This is a genomic window from Paenibacillus timonensis (assembly GCF_022427145.1).
Lineage (GTDB): Bacteria > Bacillota > Bacilli > Paenibacillales > Paenibacillaceae > Fontibacillus > Fontibacillus timonensis.
This window is the reverse complement of the sequence record NZ_JAKSXN010000077.1, coordinates 1-21,477: the sequence shown is the minus strand read 5'-3', so window position 1 is coordinate 21,477 and position 21,477 is coordinate 1. Positions and strand designations below refer to the sequence as shown.

Annotated in this window: 23 protein-coding genes and 1 riboswitch; of the genes, 5 read left to right on the top strand and 18 right to left on the bottom strand. The window is 59.9% G+C overall.

The window, feature by feature from the left end; translation table 11 throughout:
* Positions 1 to 42 precede the first annotated feature (42 nt).
* The 11 genes from MJ257_RS22110 to MJ257_RS22060 all read right to left on the bottom strand — a co-directional run bounded on the left by MJ257_RS22110 (position 43) and on the right by MJ257_RS22060 (position 9,018).
* Positions 43 to 435, bottom strand: a complete 393-nt coding sequence (locus MJ257_RS22110) for a hypothetical protein (protein ID WP_240271280.1) — start codon at positions 433 to 435, stop codon at positions 43 to 45.
* Complete coding sequence (locus MJ257_RS22105) at positions 399 to 743, bottom strand: hypothetical protein (RefSeq protein WP_240271279.1); 345 nt, start codon at positions 741 to 743, stop codon at positions 399 to 401. The genes MJ257_RS22110 and MJ257_RS22105 overlap by 37 nt, the downstream gene beginning before the upstream one ends.
* Positions 740 to 1,099 carry an alpha-helical endospore appendage domain-containing protein gene (locus MJ257_RS22100; RefSeq protein ID WP_240271278.1) on the bottom strand — a complete coding sequence of 120 codons (360 nt, stop codon included), beginning with the start codon at positions 1,097 to 1,099 and terminating at the stop codon, positions 740 to 742. The genes MJ257_RS22105 and MJ257_RS22100 overlap by 4 nt, the downstream gene beginning before the upstream one ends.
* A 25-nt stretch (positions 1,100 to 1,124) precedes the next feature.
* On the bottom strand, positions 1,125 to 1,412 hold the full coding sequence (locus tag MJ257_RS22095; RefSeq protein WP_240271277.1) for a nucleoside-diphosphate sugar epimerase: 288 nt from the start codon (positions 1,410 to 1,412) through the stop codon (positions 1,125 to 1,127).
* Between the two features lie 125 nt (positions 1,413 to 1,537).
* Positions 1,538 to 2,878 carry a glycosyltransferase family 2 protein gene (locus MJ257_RS22090; protein WP_240271276.1) on the bottom strand — a complete coding sequence of 447 codons (1,341 nt, stop codon included), beginning with the start codon at positions 2,876 to 2,878 and terminating at the stop codon, positions 1,538 to 1,540.
* The gene (locus tag MJ257_RS22085) at positions 2,862 to 4,247 is read right to left on the bottom strand and encodes a GT-D fold domain-containing protein (RefSeq protein ID WP_240271275.1); all 1,386 of its coding nucleotides are present in this window, start codon (positions 4,245 to 4,247) and stop codon (positions 2,862 to 2,864) included. Before MJ257_RS22085 ends, MJ257_RS22090 begins: the two co-directional genes overlap by 17 nt.
* Entirely contained in the window at positions 4,178 to 4,909 is a 732-nt protein-coding gene (locus tag MJ257_RS22080; RefSeq protein ID WP_240271274.1) for a sugar phosphate nucleotidyltransferase, read from the bottom strand. Before MJ257_RS22080 ends, MJ257_RS22085 begins: the two co-directional genes overlap by 70 nt.
* 38 nt (positions 4,910 to 4,947) lie before the next feature.
* Positions 4,948 to 5,694, bottom strand: coding sequence for a glycosyltransferase family 2 protein (locus tag MJ257_RS22075; RefSeq protein WP_240271273.1), 747 nt, complete (start codon positions 5,692 to 5,694; stop codon positions 4,948 to 4,950).
* Complete coding sequence (locus MJ257_RS22070) at positions 5,691 to 6,827, bottom strand: glycosyltransferase family 2 protein (protein WP_240271272.1); 1,137 nt, start codon at positions 6,825 to 6,827, stop codon at positions 5,691 to 5,693. The genes MJ257_RS22075 and MJ257_RS22070 overlap by 4 nt, the downstream gene beginning before the upstream one ends.
* Positions 6,828 to 6,834: 7 nt before the next feature.
* Positions 6,835 to 7,662 (bottom strand): glycosyltransferase family 2 protein, encoded by an 828-nt coding sequence (locus MJ257_RS22065; RefSeq protein WP_240271271.1) that lies wholly within the window; start codon positions 7,660 to 7,662, stop codon positions 6,835 to 6,837.
* A gap of 189 nt (positions 7,663 to 7,851) precedes the next feature.
* On the bottom strand, positions 7,852 to 9,018 hold the full coding sequence (locus tag MJ257_RS22060) for a glycosyltransferase family 4 protein (protein WP_240271270.1): 1,167 nt from the start codon (positions 9,016 to 9,018) through the stop codon (positions 7,852 to 7,854).
* Positions 9,019 to 9,241: 223 nt separating this feature from the next.
* Between MJ257_RS22060 and MJ257_RS22055 the strand changes: the two genes are divergently transcribed.
* A complete protein-coding gene (locus tag MJ257_RS22055) occupies positions 9,242 to 10,366 on the top strand; it encodes a YheC/YheD family endospore coat-associated protein (protein WP_240271269.1) in 1,125 nt (374 codons plus the stop codon).
* Between the two features lie 109 nt (positions 10,367 to 10,475).
* Here MJ257_RS22055 and MJ257_RS22050 read toward each other — a convergent pair whose 3' ends face one another.
* Genes MJ257_RS22050 through MJ257_RS22040 form a run of 3 tightly spaced genes read right to left on the bottom strand, consistent with a single transcriptional unit; the run spans position 10,476 to position 13,503 of the window.
* Positions 10,476 to 11,279, bottom strand: a complete 804-nt coding sequence (locus tag MJ257_RS22050) for an energy-coupling factor transporter transmembrane component T family protein (RefSeq protein WP_240271268.1) — start codon at positions 11,277 to 11,279, stop codon at positions 10,476 to 10,478.
* On the bottom strand, positions 11,276 to 12,898 hold the full coding sequence (locus MJ257_RS22045; protein ID WP_240271267.1) for an ABC transporter ATP-binding protein: 1,623 nt from the start codon (positions 12,896 to 12,898) through the stop codon (positions 11,276 to 11,278). Before MJ257_RS22045 ends, MJ257_RS22050 begins: the two co-directional genes overlap by 4 nt.
* The gene (locus tag MJ257_RS22040) at positions 12,898 to 13,503 is read right to left on the bottom strand and encodes an ECF transporter S component (protein WP_240271266.1); all 606 of its coding nucleotides are present in this window, start codon (positions 13,501 to 13,503) and stop codon (positions 12,898 to 12,900) included. Before MJ257_RS22040 ends, MJ257_RS22045 begins: the two co-directional genes overlap by 1 nt.
* A 111-nt stretch (positions 13,504 to 13,614) precedes the next feature.
* Positions 13,615 to 13,726, bottom strand: a riboswitch (TPP riboswitch).
* Positions 13,727 to 13,905: 179 nt separating this feature from the next.
* Here MJ257_RS22040 and asd point away from each other — a divergent pair.
* Entirely contained in the window at positions 13,906 to 14,709 is an 804-nt protein-coding gene (gene asd, locus MJ257_RS22035; protein WP_240271265.1) for an archaetidylserine decarboxylase, read from the top strand.
* 35 nt (positions 14,710 to 14,744) lie between these two features.
* Here asd and MJ257_RS22030 read toward each other — a convergent pair whose 3' ends face one another.
* The 3 genes from MJ257_RS22030 to pdxR all read right to left on the bottom strand — a co-directional run bounded on the left by MJ257_RS22030 (position 14,745) and on the right by pdxR (position 18,359).
* Positions 14,745 to 15,674 carry a hypothetical protein gene (locus MJ257_RS22030; RefSeq protein WP_240271264.1) on the bottom strand — a complete coding sequence of 310 codons (930 nt, stop codon included), beginning with the start codon at positions 15,672 to 15,674 and terminating at the stop codon, positions 14,745 to 14,747.
* Between the two features lie 211 nt (positions 15,675 to 15,885).
* Positions 15,886 to 16,671 carry a helix-turn-helix domain-containing protein gene (locus tag MJ257_RS22025; RefSeq protein WP_178021010.1) on the bottom strand — a complete coding sequence of 262 codons (786 nt, stop codon included), beginning with the start codon at positions 16,669 to 16,671 and terminating at the stop codon, positions 15,886 to 15,888.
* A 107-nt stretch (positions 16,672 to 16,778) separates the two neighbouring features.
* Entirely contained in the window at positions 16,779 to 18,359 is a 1,581-nt protein-coding gene (gene pdxR / locus MJ257_RS22020; RefSeq protein WP_240271263.1) for a MocR-like pyridoxine biosynthesis transcription factor PdxR, read from the bottom strand.
* Positions 18,360 to 18,440: 81 nt separating this feature from the next.
* Here pdxR and MJ257_RS22015 point away from each other — a divergent pair, with 81 nt between their 5' ends.
* The 3 genes from MJ257_RS22015 to MJ257_RS22005 all read left to right on the top strand — a co-directional run bounded on the left by MJ257_RS22015 (position 18,441) and on the right by MJ257_RS22005 (position 20,694).
* Entirely contained in the window at positions 18,441 to 19,061 is a 621-nt protein-coding gene (locus MJ257_RS22015) for a pyridoxamine 5'-phosphate oxidase family protein (protein WP_240271262.1), read from the top strand.
* A 113-nt stretch (positions 19,062 to 19,174) separates the two neighbouring features.
* Positions 19,175 to 20,473: an aminotransferase class I/II-fold pyridoxal phosphate-dependent enzyme gene (locus tag MJ257_RS22010; RefSeq protein ID WP_240271261.1), complete on the top strand. Its 1,299-nt coding sequence runs from the start codon at positions 19,175 to 19,177 to the stop codon at positions 20,471 to 20,473.
* Between the two features lie 107 nt (positions 20,474 to 20,580).
* Positions 20,581 to 20,694, top strand: a complete 114-nt coding sequence (locus MJ257_RS22005) for a YjcZ family sporulation protein (RefSeq protein ID WP_213623331.1) — start codon at positions 20,581 to 20,583, stop codon at positions 20,692 to 20,694.
* A 166-nt stretch (positions 20,695 to 20,860) separates the two neighbouring features.
* Here MJ257_RS22005 and tnpA read toward each other — a convergent pair whose 3' ends face one another.
* On the bottom strand, positions 20,861 to 21,334 hold the full coding sequence (gene tnpA / locus MJ257_RS22000; RefSeq protein WP_240269155.1) for an IS200/IS605 family transposase: 474 nt from the start codon (positions 21,332 to 21,334) through the stop codon (positions 20,861 to 20,863).
* Positions 21,335 to 21,477 lie beyond the last annotated feature (143 nt).

The following is a 21,477-nucleotide window of genomic DNA, read 5'->3' as shown; positions in this document are numbered from 1 at the left end:
GCATAAAAAAAACCGCTGCCGGATCGCCGGCAGCGGTTTTTGCTAAATTTGATTTTTATAGGCGATTTTGTGCCCATCCTCGTAACCCTGGGAAAACCCGCTGTTAAATCCTTCTTGATAAGCCTCGTTATAGGCCTGGTCGTAAACGACGGCGTCTTCCGGCGTAGCCGGCGGAGCGGCCACGGGTGCCGGCACGGCAACCGGTTCAGGAACGGGGATCACTGCTGCCGGTACCGGCAAAGCAACGCGCGGGCGTCTCACTCTTCTTCTGCCACGGCGTGAGCGCAGCTTCGTCACCAACTTGCGCCGCTTGCGGCGTGCAGAGGTTAGTTTGCTCCCTCGGCGCAGGGACAACTTCCGTTTTCGGCGGGGCCGAATTTTTCTCAGCGCGCGCGGTTTCACACGGCGGGTGCGCCGGAGTTTGGTTTTTGCCATACTTCTTCCTCCTGTTCTCCTCGGGTAGCGTCGTATGCGGCATAACAAGCGTCGATCATCCATGGCGGCGAAGGAGTTCCGTATTTGACGCGATGAAAAGTCAACCCGCAGACCGTGCGGGCCATCGCTTCCTGATATTTCGTTAATCTATCGATATTGCCGGCGATATGCCTAGCGGCGTCCGGGGACAATTCGGTCACATCGGCGAGGCTGCCGAGAATTCGCGCCATCGCCAGTTGACTCTGGCTGATCGCGTCAATCAACCGAAGTTTGGCCTCCTCCCCGGACTGAAGGGGGAAGATCGTCATTTGCTTGAATCCTCCAGATCAAAATCACCGCCGCCGAACAACCCGCCAAATCCACCGTCCAAGCCAGTGCTGCCGCCTTCCTCATCAGCCTGCGGAAGCACCGTTTTCAGGTTGCTGCACAGCCCGTTTTGCAGCTTGGTCAGGCCTTCGATCACCTCCACGAGCTGATCGTGAACATCCAGCGGTTCGGACAGCTGCTTTTCGTGGTCCTCGAAACTGCTCTCCAGCACATGATTCAATATCCAGTTGCGCACCTTCTCGGATTCGACCGCCTTGGCCTCCAGAATCATCGCGACGTTCCATTGGATTTTGGCGGCCGCATCCAGCATGTTCAGATAGGCCTGTTCCCTGCTCATGGCATCATACCCCGCTTCTCTAACCTCACTCTTCCTCATGGTCTTTCAATTGTTTCATGACATGACCCAAATTCTCAGCCATCGCCTCCTGCAAATCGGCAATGGCATTTAAATAGGAGATCACGCTTTTGTTAATCCGACCCGAATTCTCCAGAATGCCGGACGCTCCTTCGAACGCCGGCTCGGCATCGGGAATCGCATGCACAATCTGCGCCATGCGCACGGCAACCTGCCGCTCGGCATCGATCACCCGCGCCATCTGCTGATGAGAGTGGGCCATGTGTACGATGATCTCCGAAATTTTTTGCTCCACCCTAACTCCTCCTTGCCTCAGGCCGGCCTGTCGCTTCGGGAAGCAGGCACCGGCCCCTCAGGTGCCCTGCAATAACATATGCCGGCGAGAATTAGCATGTTCCTGGGGAAGCAGCCCGCTCCAGCCTATAAATCGTCGCTAACCATTCGCGGCGGTGGCAGGATAGGGAGGCCCTCGGAGTAGGCAGCCATCTCGTCTTCCGGAACCGGAACGGAGGCGCCCGACGGCGCTAGCCCCCAGGTACGCAACGTATATTCGGAGATAATCTCCCGCCGCTGTCCCCGATCGATCTGATACCACCGTCCGCCGCTGAAGACGACGGCGCCGTCCGCGAAGCCCCCTGATTCGGGCGGCATGCCGCCGCTAAGCCAAGTGACCTGTCCCGGCGAGCGGACCGGCCCGGCCGGAAGCTGGAGCAGATCCAGCACGGACAACCGCGCCGGCTCCGGCTGCGTGCCGAGCTCACCGGCCTGATGCAAGGGATGGCGAACGCCATGCTCCAGCCAGTGCACGCCTCCGTTCGCGTCCCGAACCGGCACGTGGGTCGGAAAGAAATCCGCCGCCCGCAGCACCCGATCGCCCCGCCATGCCGGCACCCGTGCATATAAGGCGTGCAAGTTCCCCCATTTCTCGTTGAAGAAATGGTGATTGCGGGCGTTTACTTCCTGAAACCCCTGGGAGCCCAATCCTTTCATCGTCATGCTCCCATAATGATGAACAAAAGTGTCCCCGGCGATCACCATCCTCTTCCCTTGCAGGCGTAAACGGGCAACCCAATCATCGTCCTCGAAATTCCCGATCTCGTACCCTTCGTCAAAATAACCGATTTGCTCCAGGGTCGTTCGAGGGAAAGCGACGCAAAAGCCCACCAACCGGTCGGTCAAGCGCCATTTCTGGGGATCAGAGCAGTTGTGCATGGCGGCGAAAGCCGGCATATCCGCTACGTCTTCATAGGGAACGTCGATTTGCTGTTCGCCGCTGATGTAATTGGTTACGGGCCCTGCCGCAGCCGCTTCCGGGAACTGCCGAAGGCACGCCAGCAGTTGATCCAGCCAGCGCTCCGTGACCAGTACGTCGTTATTCAGCAGCACGATCGTATTTCCCTTGGCCATCATCAGGCCGGTGTTTATGGCGCGGGCAAACCCCAGGTTCCGCGGATGCACCGCTAGCCGGACCCGCCCGCGCCGCCGCCGGACGGCCGCTGCCGTCCCGTCGGCCGACCCGTTGTCAACGACGATGATCTCATATGGGGACGTCGTGTGTTGCTCAATATGATCCAAGCACTGCATCAGCAGGTCTATGCGATCGTATGTTGGAATGATGATGCTCGTCATATCCAAGCTAGCGCCAAACGTCCGAAGGCCTTCGCGGACTCCGTACGCATAGCCGGCGGCGTACCCTTGTTCGTAAGTTCCCGAAGGGCGCTTCGCCTGGGCTTTGGTGATTCCGTCAATATCCGTTTGCACCGGTGTGCACCTCCCCAAGTTGCGGCAAGGCCGCCTCGCCATTGATCAGTTTATCGGCCAGATGTCCCATATCCAGCGCCACCTTGCCCTGCTCCCCGGACAGCCGCACGCAGATCATCACGGCGGCGACCCCGGCAGCTACCAGGGCCAGGTCAAAATCCGGAAATTCCCGGGCACGCATGGCGACCGTCGGCACATCGGCCACGCCCTGAACCGGGGCGAGCCAACCCGCAACGTTCACGCCGCGTTGCCCGAGAAACCCCGCCAGCACCTCCGCCTGATTCCCGATCAACAAGACCCGCCGGCCATGCAGCAGCCTCGTCAAATAACCGCCGGCATTCAACTCGTAATTCACGGTCGATGTGGTCAGGCGCAATGCGCGGTAATCGATCCCATAGTGGCGCAGCACGGGGAACAACAGCCCTTGGTAGGAAGGATGCCGGGATTCCGGCACCCCGATAATATCGGCGGCCCGCACGGCAGCCGCCAGTGCCTCGCGCGCGAGCGGGTCCGGCAGATGCACGCCTGCATAGGGCAAAAAAGCTCCCCAGCGGAGCGCTTCCTCGGTGGAGATCACCGCCCCGTGCGCCAAGGTGAGCAACTCCCCGTCGCCGAGGCGGACGATGGACAGCGGCCGGCCTTCCCGCAGCGCCCCGTCGGCGGCGGCGAATACGCCGGCCGGCGTGAGCAGCGGGTGCAGGCGCCCGGCAACGGCCGGGAAGCCCGCGGCGATGACGTCGTCCACCCGCAGCTCGGGCAGCAGCGTATGGCGGGGAATCAAGCGGCCCAGCTTGGCTTCCCCGCCTTCAAACAAGCCTTCGCGGTAGCCTTCCTCGAAGGCGGCGGCGCGGACCCGGTCCGCTTCGGCCTCGGTCCAGACGGCCCCGGAGCCGCTCGCCGGGATCGGGGCGGGCCCCGTCGGCTCGGGAGCGGGCAACAACGGCGGCGTTAGCACGGCCGGGTTAGGCGCAGCCGCTGCCGCGGCCCCTGCCGGACCGCCGCCTCCGAGGCTGGCCGCAGCGTCCGCGCCGTTCGCCGCGCTCCGGTGCCGCTGCGCCGGCCGCCACGCCGCTGCGCGGATTCCCCGGCGCCCGCGCAGGCGCTGGCGGCTGCCGCGCCGCCGGCGAAGCGCAGCCTTGCCGGCGGCGGTACGAGCAATGCGGCCGGCCTTGCCCCGGACCGCGGACCGGCGGGCTGCGGCGGCCTTGCCCGCGCCTTGCCGGCGGCGGGTCAACCGGCTGCGCCCGGATGGGTTGTCGCGTGAAGCCATCCCGTCCCTCCTTTCCGGCTCCCTAATCCTTAGGGAAGTACGCCTTTCATATGAACGCCGGCTTCCTGCAGCGATTCCAGCGTGCCGGCATCTCCCCACCACAGCTGGAGAACGTCGAATTCCAGCTTGCCTTCCCGCGCATAGCGGTTGTTTACGTCCGTAATTTCCAGCTCGCCGCGGGCGGAACGGTCGATGCTGCGGATGATGCCAAATACGGTGTCATCATACATGTAAATGCCGGTGACCGAAAATTTGGACTTCGGTTTTTTCGGCTTTTCTTCGATATAGGCGATATGGTCCGGCGCGTCATCCGCAAATACCGGTACGCCGTAACGCCGCGGGTCATCCACCGGCTTCAGCATCACCCGGGCGCTGCCCGGCGGCTGTTGCTTGAATCTCTCCACATAAGGCGTTAAATCGTCCAAGAATAGATTATCGCCCAGCAGCACGACGAATTTGCCGCCGGGCGGGATAAACCCGTCCGCCAACTCCAGGGCTTCGGCGATCCCCCCGGCCGACTCCTGAACGCGATACGTCAGGTTCACTCCGAAGTTCTCCCCACTGCCCAGAAAGTCGGCGTACAGACCTGCCGATTGCTTGCTGATCACGATGAGAATGTCGGTGATTCCAGCTTGACGCAGCCGTTCTATGCCGTAACAGACCATCGGATAATTCCCGACCGGAAGCAGATGCTTGTTGATCAATCGGGTCAGCGGGTATAGACGCGTGCCGCTGCCCCCCGCCAAAATCACGCCTTTCATGAACGCTCCTCCCTTGTACCGTAAATTCGGAAAACCTGTTAAATGAATTGCCAGGGATCCACTCCCCATTTCTCGATAAACCGCATGCGGTTCCGTTCCAGCAGCTCGTTCCATCCTTCCGGATGCTGGGCTTTAAAGCTGGAGCTGCCTTCATGGTACACCAGCGTATCGCCGCAAATGAGCAGACGGTAGCCTAGCTGCCGCGCGCGGTAGCAGTAATCGTCGTCCTCATAATGACCGGGCGAAAACCGTTCGTCGAGGAACCCCGCCCGATTCAATACCTCCCGCTTCAACAGCAGGCACATGCCGACAAGCCGCTGGACCTCCTGCCATTTGCCCGGTTCGGAATGATTGTGGCGATCCGCCGCTTGAGCGAAGTCCTCCCCCTCCGCCCAGTCGATCGCCACCTGCTGCCGTCCGCTGGCATAATTGGTCACCGGTCCGACGAGGCCGATATCCGGGGCGCTGTGCAACGCAAGCAGCAAGTTGGAGAGCCATCGCGGGGAGACGGTGACGTCGTTGTTCAGGATGAGCAGTTGATCTCCCGAAGCGACGGATAATCCGCGATTCACGGCGATCGGAAACCCTTGGTTACGCGGGAGCGACACTAGGATCAACCGCTCCTCAAGGCAGAACGACGCCGTATCGTCCTCGGAGCCGTTATCCACTACGATGATTTCGTAGGGGGTCTCGGTATGCTGGCGGATCGCCGCTACGCAAGGGGCAAGCAGGTGCAGCCCGTTATAGGTCGGAATGATGATACTCGTTACGCTGTTTCCGCTCATCGGGCATTCCTCATTTTCGCCAATTGGCTGCGGCCCAGCGTGGTGAATCGCAACCGGACGCCCTCCGTCTTCATGACCTCGCCGAGCGCCTCCAAATGATCGCCAACGATCATCTGCGCGACCGCGTTGCCTGTTCCGCTGTTGCTGGTGCGAATGCGGTTCTTGCGAATCACGTCCACGGAAATCGGCGCGCCTGCTTTCAAGCCGCGGGCCAAAGCCAGCGCTTGAGCCTTCGGAGGCACGATCAACGCAGCATTCCCTAACGTTCGCAGAGCGCGGCGGGACAGCGCGTTCGGCACGGCGGTCAGCGAATTCGCCTTCAAATCCGGGCGTCCCAGCGCCAAATTGAGAAAGGCCTTGCATCGCGTCACTTCATCCTGCTTCGAAAACGGCGGCAAATACGGCGACAAATCGTTTAGCGCCACATCCTCTCCCTGGTCGACGGCGATTAAAAAGGCGGCTAAATCCGCTGCGGCGACGCACAGATCCCCGTCCGTGAACAGCAGAATGTCCCCGGAGGCCGCTGCCGCCCCGATCGCCCGGCCCACATCGTGGCCCAGACGTTCAGGGAAGCTGAGCCGCGTAATCCGCGGATCCCGGTCCACAGCGGTAAAGCTGCCGTCGTTGCAGCCGTTCAGGACCACGATGATTTCCTGCAAAGGCAGCTTGCACAGCTCCGCTACGACCGCAGGCAGCGTCTTCTCCTCATTGCTGGCCGTCACGATCGCTGAGGCGCTGCCGTTCAGCGGCAGCGGGATCCACAGCGCACTCATCCCGGCGGCATCGGCATATCCGCGGCGATAGGCTAAAGCCACCGGAAGAATGGACGCATACGGCATTTGGTCGATTCGCTCCTCCCGGGCCCACTCCCGAAAGCAGGCCTGCATGTGAGGCGAACCGTGATCCGCCACCTCGCCCTCAACCGCAGCCCGGATGCCTGCAGCGATCGCCTTTCGTTTCAGGCGCTGAAGCGAGCCGTCAGTATAACCTTTCTTTGCGGACGGCCGTGCCAAGCTGCGACCTCTGCGGGCCAAGCCGTTCTTCATTCGGCTGGATTTTCCGCGCGGGCGGGCCAAGGATCCGTATCTGCTGTTCCGTCTCCGGCGCTGCTTTATCGATTGCTTCGTTTCCATAATTATTTCACCTCACCTTGCCGCGCTGCCGGCCCAGATCGCCATACCCTCCGCGCGGACCCTGCTGACGGAGCAGCCAATGGATAGCCTCCAAATGATCCCCTGCTACCAGTGCGGTCAGCGGATCGACGCGTTTCCCCTTGTCCCGTATCCGTCCCCGGGCGGGATTCAGCCTGCCGACAGCAACGGTATGAACCGCCTGCACGTTTAACCCGAGCAGAATCGCACGGGCCAAGGCCAGCGGAGGAACCTCCAAGGCATCCAGTCCGATGGTTTCCGCCGCCTTTCGGTTCATCGCATGCGGGACCGCCGTTAGGGAAGCGCCCCGCAGGTCGGACCGCCGCAGCAAACCGTTAAGGACATGTTTGGCCAGTACAACCGGATGGGCTTCCTTCCGGCCTTCCGGTCCCGAGTAGCCATTTAACGCAACGTCGACGCCGGATAACACCGCCTTGACATATGGACGCAGCTCCCGAGCCGGTATCACCATGTCGGCGTCGACGAACAGCAGCGCATGGCCGCGGGCGGCCTCCGCACCAACGCGTCTGCCGACATCATGCCCCAGCGGCTCCGGTGTACGGATCACGCGGGCGCCGCAGGCTTCCGCCAGCTCGGCGGTCCCGTCGGTCGATCCGTTGGCGACGACGATCGTTTCGCTGCGCGGATGAACCCGGCCCGCTGCGCGCAATACGCCGGCCAGCGTCGCCCTTTCATTCATCGCCGGGATGATGATGGATACCATAGGGTCGGGATGATTGACCAAACGCGGCAGCGACGGCTTGCGCTGAATCGGTTTGCGGTTCAGTCGGATGCGCGGCTTGCGTTTTTTGACCACATCAATTTCCTCCCAAAACGTGATAATACCGGAGCATATACCACAGTGTATGTCATGCCGGGGGGGTGGTAACGGCAAACGTACAGCTGTCCACACGAATGCGGCTAGGGCCCCGAAGCCCAGTCCAACCGCAAAAAACAAAAAAACGCCTTGCGGCGTTCCATGCGTTTGTCGGCCTGCCGGCCCGTTTCAGTTTTTTACGCTGCGGCGGCTTGCGGTTTGAGCTCGGCCGTCACGCACGAGGTCTACCCAACGGCCCGCGGCATGCTCCCAACGGTAATGGCGGCGAACGATTTCCCGGCTGGCGCGGCCCAAGACCTGGCGAAGCTCCTCATCCTGCAGCAGCAGGACGATGCGGTCCGCCAAGCTCGCCTCCGGCCCCCCCGCGAGCAGGGCGTCCGCCGCAAATTCGATCACCCGGGATTCGCTGGCGTCAAGGGTCGGCACTCCTGCGGCCATCGCTTCGATGCGCGTTAACATGGATGCCGCGTCGTCGCCGGGCAAGACCACTAGACAATCCGCCAAGGAATACCCGTCCGGACAGGGGGCGTTCGGGGCAGCCGGAAGGCGGGCGATCCGTTTTGGATCCAAAGCGGCCAGCGCTTGATTCGCCCGATGCTCAAACGGCTCCCGCAACGAACCGGGGAAGTCGGCAGCAAGGTACACCAGCAGGGCCTCCGGGACGCGGCCCAAAACGTTGGAGAGCGCCGAGACGATTCGGCTCTCCTCGCCAGACGGCGGTAATCCGCCGGACAGCAGAACGATTTTGCGGTCCGTCCATCCAAGCTCCGCCAGCCGTCGCCGTCGCAGAAGTTCCCCGTCCGGCGTCCAACGCGGCACGTGATCCTCCAGGCTGGCCCCTGGCAGATTGACCCAAACCGGCGTGAGCAGGGATGGGAAATGATCCTGCAATTCGGCCTTGGCTCGTTCACTGCCGACGATTAAGCCGTCCACGCTTTCCAGGATATGCGGCGTGCACGCTTTGGGATGACAGGTAGGGGAGAAGACCGGAGCGGAGGGCAAGGTCAACAGTACGCGGGAAAGCGGAAGCCGCCCCTTCAGTTGACAAGCCAGCAGCGGCCGGCCGTGAACGTCCACCGTATCCGGCCGCCATTTGCGCAGATGACGCAGCAGCGACTCCAGATAGAGCCGTCCCCCGGGCAGACGGTAAAAGGGGACGCTGCCGATCCAGCCCTGAGACGGCAATGGTCCTTCGGCGATGCCGAAGATGCGAATGTGCAGCTGCTCCGCCGCGTAAGGGATCATCCGCTCCAGCATTTTCTCCGCCGGACGATGTTTTCCCGAAGACGCCGCAAGGGCGCCGGGTGCGATGACCGCGACTTTTTCCCGATCCATGTGAAGTCTCCCTCCTTACCGTTACACTTGATTTCGTTATCCTAAATATACGAAACCCCCCTGGCAAATGTGACACCTTCCCGGAAGATGAGCCCAAATTGCCAAAAGTGGATCCCTCCCGCTGATCGCCCGAAAACAGGCGGCTGTCGCAGCACAGTCGTCCACTCTTTTTGACCGGGACAACATACATTGGAGGAAGAAGCACGGGAAGGAGGAAACCCACTTGAGTCAGGACACTGTCGGAATCTTGCTGAACTCCAGCATGTACCGAGGGATCCCAACACGCAGAACCGGCCAAGAGTGGATCGCAGGGTATGAAGAGACGGCGCGGGAATTCGGCTTGACCCCCCTATTTCTGCGTCTCGGGGGCATCGATCCGGCGGGGGACAGCTGCGTGGCGTATGTATATAACGGCATCGAATACGTGGAGCAACGGCTGCCTTTGCCATCGGTGCTCCATAACCGTGCATTTTATCCCAGGCTCGCGGCCCAGAAAAAACTCCAATCCCTGAACGATCGAGGGTTCACGATCTTCAATGCTCACAACCGTTATGGAAAAGACTATATCCACCGCCTCCTCTGGAATGCCCCCCACTTAAGGGCATACCTTCCCGCCGCAATGCCGCTAACCTCCGAGAGCTTGCGGAGGATGATGTCCCGCCATCCCGACCTGATCCTAAAGCCGATTCGCGGCTCCGTCGGCCACGGCGTGATGCGTTTGCGTTACACCTCTTCTTGCGGGTGGGAACTTACCTATGCTTCGCCCATCGGCAAGCAAAGATGGAAAACGGTACGGTTGCAGCGCGGAGAACTGCCCTCATGGACCCGCCGCATGCTCCGGCGCACGCCTTATCTGGTGCAGGAGCGGATTCCGCTGGCGGAGTTCGAACAGCGCCCCATCGATCTGCGGATTACCGTGCAGCGGGGAGGCGGAGGCGAATGGGGCGTAACGGGACGTTTTGCCAAAGTCGCCGCTGCGGGCAGCTTCGTCTGCAACATCGCCAAAGGCGGCGAAGCCCTTCCCGCCGAGGAGCTGCTGGCCAAGGCGCTCCCGGAGCGGATCGTCCCCTCGGCGCTGGCCCACGTCGAGAACCTGGCCCTGGAGATCTCCCGCCATCTGGGCAACCGGCTGCCGCACCTCGCCGACCTCGGGCTGGACATCGGCTTAACGGCAAGCGGGCGGCCTTACTTTATCGAATGCAACGGGCGCGACCAACGTTACGGATTCCGCAAGGCAGGAATGCCCGAAACATGGAAGGATAGCTATCGCCAGCCTATGGCCTACGCCCGTTATTTGCTTGAGCAACCGGCCCGGCGGCCCGTTTCGCCGAAACGCGCATCCGAATAAGCGGGCGATCGGCATCAAAAAAGGGCATGATTTCTCAGGCTCCGGTACGAATACGATTCGTTTCCCGGACGGAATCATGCCCTTTCGTTTCCTCCATGAAGGGACGCGGTTAATGATAACGAACATCCGCGATGCCAAACAGCGGGTACAGAAGTGCCAACGTGTAAGCCGCGGCTGCGACCACGCCCAAGAGCAGCAACACCAGCACGTCATACCGCGAATAAGCGGTGCGGTAATAATAGGTGCGAGGGCGGTCGCCGTCGAAGGCCTTCGCTTCCATGGCAACGGCGACACGGTGTGCCCGGCGGATGCTCTGCGACAGCAGCGGGACGGCGTACAGCTTGGCTTGGGCGACGAGGCCGGGCAGACCGCGCGGCCGGCGGACGCCGCGAATGAGCAGCGCATTGCGACGGACAAGCAGTTCCTCCCAGACCATGGGGAGCAGCCGGACCGAGGCCATAAAGCTGTAGGCGTATTTCGGCGGGAGCTTCGCCTGCTGCATCAGCGCGTAAAACAAGGCGACCGAAGGCGTGGTCAACACGAACAGCAGCCCTTCGGCGGCAAAGGCCACGGCCTTGAACCCGATATGAATCCCCCGGAAGAAGCTTTCCTCGGAGATGCGAAATAATCCCCACGCCCACCAAATCTCCGTGCCCTTGCCAAAGAGGATCATCGTGGCCGCCGAGGAAGCGAAGATCAGCGCGAAGGGGAGGACAAGCAGGGCGATTTTCCACGCCTCATATCCGCTGAACCAGAACAACAGTAGCGTAAACAAAACCGCCTGATAAAAAATAAAGTCCAGCCGATGCGTAAACAACGTCAGCAGAAACAGCAGGATCATCAACGCTAGCTTGGCGGCCGGGTTCGCCCGGTGCAGCCAGGTCTGCCGCTTCGGCGTCAGAAATTGCTTCATTTCGTCATCACCGCCTCTGGTCCGGTCGGCCGGGCTCGTTCCGTATCCCCGGAGGAATCAGCTTCCGCGCCTGGCGAGCCGCTTGATCCGAACGGTCCACCCGCGTCATCCCAAAGGTTCGCCGCACGCCGGGTCATTCGCTGGACCATAACCTGCCCGTCCCGTACCTCCCAGTGTTGGGTGGCGACCCGCTCGGCGATCCGTTCCTCGTGCGTAACCATGAGGATCGCCGTCCCCTGGCGCCGCAGCGCTTCGCATAGCTGCAGGATGGCGAACGTGTTCGCGGCGTCTTGGCCGAAGGTCGGCTCGTCGAGCAGCAGCAGCCGCTGCTCCCGCACCGCTGCCGCGGCAACGCTGAGGCGCCGTTTCTGCCCCAGCGAGAGCTGGTAAGGATGGCGCGCCTCCAGGCCGGTTAGGCCGAACCGCCGCAAGGACTCCGCCACCCGTTCGTGAACCGCCTCGGCAGCGATGCCCTCTTCCCGCAGCGAGAAGGCGACCTCGTCCGTCACCCGATCCGCGACGAACTGAAATTCGGGATTCTGGAACACGAAGCCGATTTCCCGCGCGGCTCGCTCCAATTGCCGCTTGCGGGCGCGGCGGCGCAGTTTCCCCGTCTCCATTCGACTTCCGTGCAGCGCGTACGCGCCTTCTGCCGGCAGCAGGCCGATCAAGCTGAGCAGGAGCGAGCTTTTCCCCGCGCCGTTTGGCCCCGTGACGGCGATCCAATCGCCGGGATATACGGCAGCCTGGCCGACTTCAATCACCGGACGCCCTTGCCGGAGTCCGCGAAATTCCTTCAGCTCCACTACGGCCGTTCTATCCTCCGTCCGGACGTTCTCCGCCGGCTCCAGCAAGCGGCGGCCTGCTTCGGTCGCAAAGTATTCCTCCCAGACTCCGGGGTACCAAATGCCGAACGCGGCAAGCTCGGAACGGTACGCGTCAAACACCGCCTGCGGCGCGCCTTCGCCCAGCACCCGTCCGTCCGGTCCGAATAATACGACGCGGTCCACCAGGCCAAGCGCCGTGAGTTCCTCGATCCGGTGCTCGACGATGATTAAGGTGCGATCTTCGGCGACCTTGGCGATCGTTTGCCAGATTTGCTCGCGGCCCTGAGGGTCCAGCAAAGCCGAAGGCTCATCCAGCAGCAGCACCTCCGGATCGCCGAGCAGCACCGAGGCGAGCGCTAACCGTTGTTTCATCCCTTGGGACAACGAATCCATCGGCACGTGGAGCTCAGGCAGATCAAGTCCCACCTTGGCCAAGGCCGCCTCCATCCGCACGGCCATGTCCGGCTGCGGCACGCCCAGGTTCTCCAGGGCAAAGGCCAGCTCCTCGTCTACGTAAGGCATGCAAAATTGCGTATCCGGGTCCTGGAACAGGAACCGCCATGACGATGGGAGCTGCTGCGAAGACGTGCGCATCGGGATTTCCACCAAATCCGGGATGATCCCGGACAACACCTGAAGCAGCGTCGATTTGCCGCATCCGCTGGGACCCAGCAGCAGCACGTGTTCCCCGCGCCGAACGAAGAAATCCAAATCCTTGAACACGAATTCGGCTTCGCCCGGGAACTTCAGCCGCAGCTCCTGGACTTCCGCCGCCGTTTCTTCCTTCCGCATCAGTCGTTCAGCGCCGCGTAGTCCTTCGGATCAACCGGACGCAGCAGCGTGGTGACCCCGGTCGCTTCCACGGCCTTCACCACAGCATAGGCGAAATAACCGCAGATCAACGCCGAGCTAACCGCCCGCATGGCATATTTGGCGGTCAGGAGCCAAGGCTCGTAATCCTGCACATACCCGTAGAAGAAATCCGGAATGACCGAGCCGATGGCGGCCCCGATCCCCGCCAGTGCAGCAACGGAGCCGGAAAATTTCCGGTACCGGAACGCGGCGAACACGAGCTCCGCCCCTAAACCTTGCAGTATGCTGTAAAGGACGAGCTGAACCCCCCACTCGCTGCCGAACAGAATTTCCACATGGGCCGCCGCTACTTCTGCGATCAACGCCACCCCCGGTTTGCGGATCAGCAGGAACACCAGCGTTGCGGCCAGAAACCACATCCCGTACACCAGCTCATCCGCCTGGAAGAACAGGGGGGAGAACAAATTGTACACCGAGCTCCAGAAGTGGTACACCACGCCAAGCACCAACGAGACCAGCACCGTCACCAGCAGATCGCTCAGCTTCAAGCCGCGACCGATTCTTTTTTGGACAACCTCCGACATCTTCATCTCTCCTCTTATTTCTTAAAGTTTGGATTTCATCGCATCGCAAAAAAACCGCCTGAATAAGCTCAGACGGCGGTCAGGTCACGAGGGCGTGAAAAAACGCAAAAACATCCCGGACGATCGATTCTCTACGCTGGCATTATCCAGATCAGATTAACGGTCCGCGGCGCCTTATGCCGCTATCTCAGCCTGATTCGCTCAAGCCCCCGTATCCCTATGCGATTGTTATTACCATACACCAACCTTGCTCAAGCATCAAGCATAAATTTGTACAATTCTGTAATCCGGGGTTACGCGCGCCGTATTGATTTCGGCCCTATTCTGTGTCAAGATAAGCGGAAGTGGCAACGAATTCATCAAACCAACGCAGCACTAACGGACAGACTAGGAGGATGCTATTTGGCCGCGACATGGATGAAATGGATGACGGAACTCTCCTCCCGGAAATGGTTATCCCGGATGATGGGCAAGTTCTCCCATTCGGGGGTAAGCCGGGCGATGATCCCTTTCTTCGCTAAATCCTATGGAATTCCGCTACATGAAGCGGAGAAGGAGCTCCGGGAATACCGAACCTTGAACGAGTTCTTCACCCGTAAATTGAAGCCGGGCATGCGCCCGCTGCATGCGGAGCCGGGGATGATGATCAGTCCGGTGGACGCGCTGATCACGTTTATGGGCGAGGTGCGTTCCGGCACGATCCTGAACGTCAAAGGACAGGACTACTCTCTGGAAGAGCTGCTGTCGCGCTCCCCCCGCGTAGAAACGTACAAACACGGTTACGCCTTTGTTCTTTATCTCAGTCCTACCGATTATCACCGGATTCATGCGCCCGTCACCGGCAAGAAGCTGGAAAGCGAGCATGTAAAAGGCCGGGTCTACCCGGTCAACGATTTCGGCATGCGCCATATGAAGAAGGTATTGTGCCGGAACGAGCGCCTCATTACTTACATTTCCCACACTTACGGGGAGATCGCGCTCGTCAAGGTGGGGGCGATGAACGTCAGCAGCATCCAATACACCGACCCCTCGGCCAAAAGCTGGGAGCAGGGCGACGATCTGGCTTATTTCGAATTCGGATCGACCGTCGTCCTGCTTGCCCAAAACGGCACTTTCACCCCATTGCCTGAGCTTGAGCCTGGGCGGAAAGTACGGATGGGCGAAGCGCTTGGGCGCTTTGCGCCCCGAGCAAAAGCTAATTCATAGGTTCCATACCGCCGGCTTCTGCCGGCTCTTCCCCGTTATTGCACCGTAATGCTACCGATGGACGTCCCCAGCGCGACCAGCGGCCCTCCGCCGCCCCGCTCGCTTTTTCCTTCCGGTGCCCCGTTGATTTCACCAAGTTCGCTGGACGTTTCCAGATCGCAGCCTAACGAAGGATCCAGCGCCGCCGTGACGCTGCCGACTTCGGTGTTTGCCTGAAGCTGGCTGCCTTGGTCCATCGCCAGGATATCCAGATCCAAGCTGCCGGTTGCCGTGCGGATCGACGATTCGCCCGAGAGACGGGCATCCTCGACCCGGATCGACCCGACATCTCCCTTGAGACGGTACGTCCCTGTCAGCCCGCTCGCCAAGATTTCGCCGACATTGTTCGAGACATCGAACGCCTGGATCCCGGCAGGAACCTCAACGACGTAATCGATGCGGAATTCGGTAAAATGCAGCTCTTTCTGAGCCCAATCCCACAGATTTTGATCCGGGTTGCCTTTGGCGTGCACACGCACTTGGGCCGTATCGCCTCCAGGGATGACGGTAACCTCGCTCTGTTCGAACAACTTATCAAGTTTGTCCTTGCGTGCGGGCAAATCCGCGGCCTGGATGGTCGCCTTCACCACGATCCGATCGGACGTGCCTTTCTTCAACTCGAGTCGGCCAACGGCATTCTCCAGCTGAAGTTTGCTGGCGCTGCCGATTTCCCCGGTTGCCGATAGCTCATGCGAGCGCCCCGTGAACGTCAGATCGTCCTTCCACTCGCCGGCGGCCAACGCTACCGACTGCTGTACGGATGCCGCGGTCTCGCTGATCGATTGGCTTACGGAATCCACGGTATTGCCTACGGTCTGCTCCAATTGCTGCTGCAGCGTTTGGTTATCCGCCGGTCCGCAACCCGAAGCCAGGGATAGCAGTACAGCCGATGCCGCCAGCCATGCGATTTTGGATGTAGATTTCATTTGAATATTCGTCCTCCTTATATTACCACCTATCCTGAATTATACCGGGGTTACCGGGAACCGCCACGGACGCGGGACCGGTTCATACCCTAGACTTTGGTCAAGGACAGCGGTTAGCGGCCCTTAAGAAAAAAAACCGCCGGAGCATCAATCTCGGCGGTTGATAGAAATGGATGTTGCAAGCTTTAGATCGGTCTTCGCGTACATCGCCTTAGCGGATCTCCGACGGGCTTTTTCCCGTATATTGTTTGAACTGGCGGCTGAAGAAAAAGATATCCCGGTACCCCAGCGCATCGGCGACTTCGGTCACGTTCATGCCGGCATGCAGCAGCAGATGCTGGGCCCGGTCGATCCTGGATTTGATAATGTAAGACTGTACCGACATCCCGATGATCTCCTTGAACTTGATGGAGAAATATCGCGGGGATAAGCCCGCTCGGGCGGCCAAATCCTGCACCTTGTGAGGCAGACCCGGGTGCTGCAGCACGAAATTGGCAACCTCGTGGATCACTTCATGCAGCTGGTTGCTGACCTTCTTCTCCACCGGCACCTGCCGTTCTTCGCGCAGCAAATGGATGAGCAGCTGCTTGAGAATCAACTGCGCCTCCTCCTCGGCGGCGTACGCCTTCATTAAGAATAAGCGCACGTAGCGAGACAACATGTATTCGAAATCCAACGTATCCTCCAGTACGCGGTACGAACCCGGCACTTCCATCACGGGCTCATGAACGTCGAAATGGATGTACGTTAGCACCAGGGGCCGCTGCGGATTGTGCGTTGCACTGGTATGATCCCCTTTGCGGAACAGAAAGCAACTGCCTTTGCTGACCGGAATGGGCTGGTCGTTCAGGACAACCGTACCTTCTCCGCTCCACACATAGAACAGGTCGTAGTTCTGCAGCGGCTTCTCCCGCTTGTGCCATTTCCATCCGGGTTCGCAAACGATTTTAGCGAATGCCGGCTTCAATTCGAATGAAGACGGTGAAACGTGAAGCATGTCCTTCCCTCCCGAAAAAAATTCCTAAAGGCGCGTATTTCTGCCTGATCCGTGCAGCTTCGCGCTACCGCTTGAAATCCAAGACAAGCCTTTTCTCTATTATACCCTTAAAGCCTATGGGTTTGAATATCTCTCCAGGCCGCTTTCATGCGAAATACGCCTTCCATGAGCGTCTTTTCGTCCAAATGGGAGAAGGCAAAGCAGGCCGCCGGCGCTCCCGGCGCGATTCGGTAGATCGCTGCGTCGCGAAAACGGACGCCGCGGTCCGCAGCCGCCTGGCGGAAAGCATGATACTCCTCCGGCGTGCGGCGCCATTCGGCGTACAGCAGCAATCCGGCATCGGCCGGGCGAAGGCGGAACAGCTCGCCCAGCTCCCGTTCCATGCCGCGGCGGAACGCCTCCTGCTTGGCGCCATAGTGGCGGCGCATCCGGCGCAAATGGCGCTCGTAGCCGCCCGTGCGCATGAACCGGGCGAGCGCCCGCTGCTCGAGCCGCGCCGGAGGCACCGGCTCGTAGAGCGCCTTGGCGCTCGCCACGGGCCGGACCAAGGCGCGCGGCAGCACGGCGTAGCCGACCCTCAGGGCGGCGAACATCGTCTTGGAGAAGGAGCCGACGTACACGACGCGCTCCTCCCGGTCCAGCGCCTTGAGCGGCTCCAGCGGGCGGCCGCCCCAGCGGAACTCGCTGTCATAGTCGTCCTCGACGATGACCGCGTTCCGCCGCGCGGCCCACGCCAGCAGCTCGCGCCGCCGGGCGTGGGAGAGCACGGCGCCGGTCGGGAACTGCCGGCCCGGCGTGACGAACAGCAGCCGCGCATCCCAATCGCGCGGCAGGATGCCTTCGCCGTCCAGCGCAGCCGGGACGGCGACGCCCCCGCAGGCGACCACGGCACGCGAGATCCCGTAGTAACACGGGTTCTCCAGCACCGCGGGCTCGCCTTCCCCCAGCAGCAGCTGGGTCAGCAGCGTGATCGCCTGCATCGAGCCGTTAAAGAGGCAGATGTGCTCCGCCTCTGCCGCGATGCCGCGGCTGCGCCGCAAATGCGCGGCGATCGCCGCGCGCAGCTCCGGCTCGCCGGCCGGGTCCGCGCCTTCGCCCGGGGAGGCGCCGGGCTTGCTGCGCCCCGCCCAGGCCATGGCGCTGTTCCACTCTGCCGCCGGGAACAGCGCCTCCCACGGCCCGCCTTCCCGGTACGAGATCGGGACGGCTGCCGCTGATTCGGCCGGAGCGGCGGCTTCGCGCCCTCCGCTTGCTCCGTCCGCTGCGCCGAGCGTCGCTTCGGCGGCATCCCCGCCGCCGATAGCCATCGCCGCCGTCACCCGCTGCCCCCAGCGCGACAACGCGATCGGCGCTTTCGGGCCGTCGTCCGCCTGCGGCGGCTGCAGGCCGCCGGCGACAAACGTCCCGCTGCCGACGGCGGTCCGCACGTAGCCGTCGGCGTGCAGCATGTCATACGCCTGCGAGACGCTCCCGCGGGACAAGCCGTACAACTCGGCGAGTTCCCGGGTCGCCGGAAGGCGTGTCCCTTCCGGCAGCGTACCGTCGAGAATCGCTGCGCGCAGCGCATGGTACACGGCTAAATATTTATAACGGTATTTCTCGCTGAACAACGCCAGCGGAATCGTAAAGTCCGGCACCCCAAATCCCCCTTCATCGTGCCTCCTACGGGATTGTTCCAATTGGTCCATTAAAATTAATGTAAATTGGTTCTTTTTTATTGTCAATTTTCGGCGTAAGCTGGGAGTCAATCCAACGGAGGGGGAGCAGCCATGCGCAGAAAAGAATTCGGCATTACGGAAGAAGACGAAATTCGCGTTTTTTTGCAGGAGATGAGCTTCGGGTTTCTTGGCACGGTGGGCGAGGATGGATGGAGCCGGGTCACGCCGCTAAACTTTGTATACGACGGGACCTATTTTTATTTTCACGGGAGCCTGGCCGGGGAGAAAATGAAACATCTCGCCCGCGATCCCCGGGTAAGCTTCACGGTCGCCAAGGAGTATGCGATCATCCCGTCCTATTTCACCGACCCCAAGCTCGCCTGCCCGGCTTCGGCTTATTTCAAAAGCGTGATGGTGCGCGGCCGGGTCGAAAGGGTCGACGACCTCGAAGAAAAAGCCCAAGCGTTCGCTTTGTTTATGGAGAAGCTGCAGCCCGAAGGCGGCTATGCGCCGATCACCCCGGAGGATCCCGACTATGCCGGTCAACTGAAAGCGGTGGCTTTATGCCGGATCGTGCCGGAAGAGATGAGCGCCAAATTCAAATTCGGACAAAACCTAAAGGAACCGAAGTTGTCGGCAGTCATTTCCGGTCTGGAGCAGCGGGACGGCGAGTTTGACGCGGAGACGATCGCCAACATGAAGAAATACTGTCCGGCCCACCGAGAAAATTAGGCTGTGATCCTCGTGATTTCACCGTGACGCGCCCGGATCGAAATGATATAATGTTAGGCAGTTTAAGACGGTACTGTCCTAAAATATCAAACCGATTTGGAAGGATGAATGTGATGAACCCACTCGCGGAGCAGTTAAACGAGAGCGTCAAATCCGGCAATAGGCACGTGTACGATATGCTGTCGACGCTGGGCAAGGAAATCTATTTCCCGAAGGTAGGCATCCTGAGCCAATCCGCCGAAGCTTCAGCCCACGCCAAGAAATATAACGCAACGATCGGTATCGCCATCGAAGACGGCGGCCCGATGCATTTGGCAGCCATTCAAGACACATTATCTGCCTATAAACCGCAGGATTTGTACCCTTATGCCCCGCCAGCCGGCAAACCTGAACTGCGTAACGTATGGCGCGACAAAATGGTTGAGGAGAACCCGTCGCTTGCCGGCAAGAGTTTTGGCCAACCGATCGTTACGAACGCACTGACCCACGGGCTCAGCATCGTCGCCGACCTGTTCGTCGATGAAGGCGACGCCGTCATTTATCCGGACAAAAACTGGGAGAATTACGAGCTTACCTTCGGCATTCGCCGCCACGCCGACCTCGTCAATTTCCCGCTGTTCACCGACGACATGACCTTCAACAGCGCCGGACTGCGCGAAGCGCTGCTGGCCCAGAAGGGAAAAGGCAAGGCCATCGTCATCTTGAACTTCCCGAACAATCCGACCGGATACACGCCGGGGGCCAAGGAAGGCGGGGAGATCGTCGCGGCGATCCAGGCGGCAGCCGAAGAGGGGATTAATGTGGCCGTCGTGACCGACGACGCTTATTTTGGATTGTTCTTCGAAGATTCGCTGAAGGAATCGTTGTTCGGCAAGCTGGCGGGACTCCATCCGCGGATTTTGCCGATCAAGGTGGACGGTGCGACCAAAGAGGAGTACGTCTGGGGATTCCGCGTCGGGTTTATCACCTACGCGGCCGAGGATCCAGCCCTGTTGTCCGCGCTGGAACAAAAAACGCTGGGGATTATCCGCGCCACGATATCCAGCGGCCCCCACCCCTCGCAGACGTTTGTACTGCACGCGTTGAAATCGCCAGATTTTGAAGCTCAAAAAGAAGAAAAGTTCCGGATCATGAAAGGCCGGGCCAATAAAGTCAAAGCTTTGCTCGACAGCGGCAAGTACGGGAACGTCTGGGAGTACTATCCGTTTAACTCCGGCTATTTCATGTGCCTGAAGCTGAAGACCGTAGATGCGGAAGCCCTTCGCCTGCATCTGATCCAACAGTACGGCATCGGTACGATCGCACTCGGGGAAACCGACCTGCGGATCGCCTTCTCCTGCATCTCGGAGGAGAACCTCGAAGAACTGTTCGACCTCATTTACCAAGGCGTACAAGACCTGCAAGGCAAATAGGCGGCAGATCCATTGGGATTGGCACGATGGCCCACGCACGTTGGCTCCTCTTCTCATACAATACGGTGTACGACTACATTACGCCTAAATGGGAAAGGGGAATGAAAATGAGCGGAGTAGAAGATACAAGAGGCGGCTACGGCGGCCTGTTCACGAGCACGGGCGTGATCCTGGTTCTCTTTATCCTGTTGGTCATCGTTAGCCGTTCCATCCTGCTGTAACCTACCAAATCAAATAGGTCACTTCAATCATAACCACCCGTCCAACGGGTGGTTTGCTCTTGGGGTATAACCCCCTGTTGCCAAACTGCGCCTAAAGACGCTAGCCTGACAATTAATTGTTCAGGCTCAGTGTAATTTGTCACCTTCACTTACCAGTTAAACTGGTTTACTTCTTCTTGCCACCGTTTCTGCTGAATGGATCTTCATACTCTTTCACGCTCAGTTTATCAATGGCTTGGTCATGTGCTTCCTGTTCACGTATATATTTAGCGACGGTGGCTTCGTTCAAGCCTACCGTGCTTACGTAGTACCCCTCCGCCCAAAATTTTCGATTGCCATATTTATACTTCAAGCTGGCATGCTTCTCAAATATCATGAGGGAACTCTTGCCCTTTAGATATCCCATGAATGATGATACTGAGATTTTTGGAGGTATTGCCACCAGCATATGTACATGATCTGGCATCATGTGACCTTCTATGATCTCCACTCCCTTGTATTTACATAAACGCTTGAAGATCTCGATCAAGTCTTTCCTCACTTGATTATAGATCTCTTTCCGTCTATACTTCGGGGTGAACACAATGTGGTATTTACACATCCACTTCGTGTGAGCTAGACTATAGCTCTTATTTGCCATCTAAGACCATTCCTTTCATTATTGAGCCTGAACATCTCAATTTTATTGGAATGGTCTTGTTGGTCAAACCCTAGTTCCCTCCACCCGCATAGCGGGTGGTTTTTTGTTTCGCACGCTTCGCGAGCTCAACTGGCTAAAGCCTA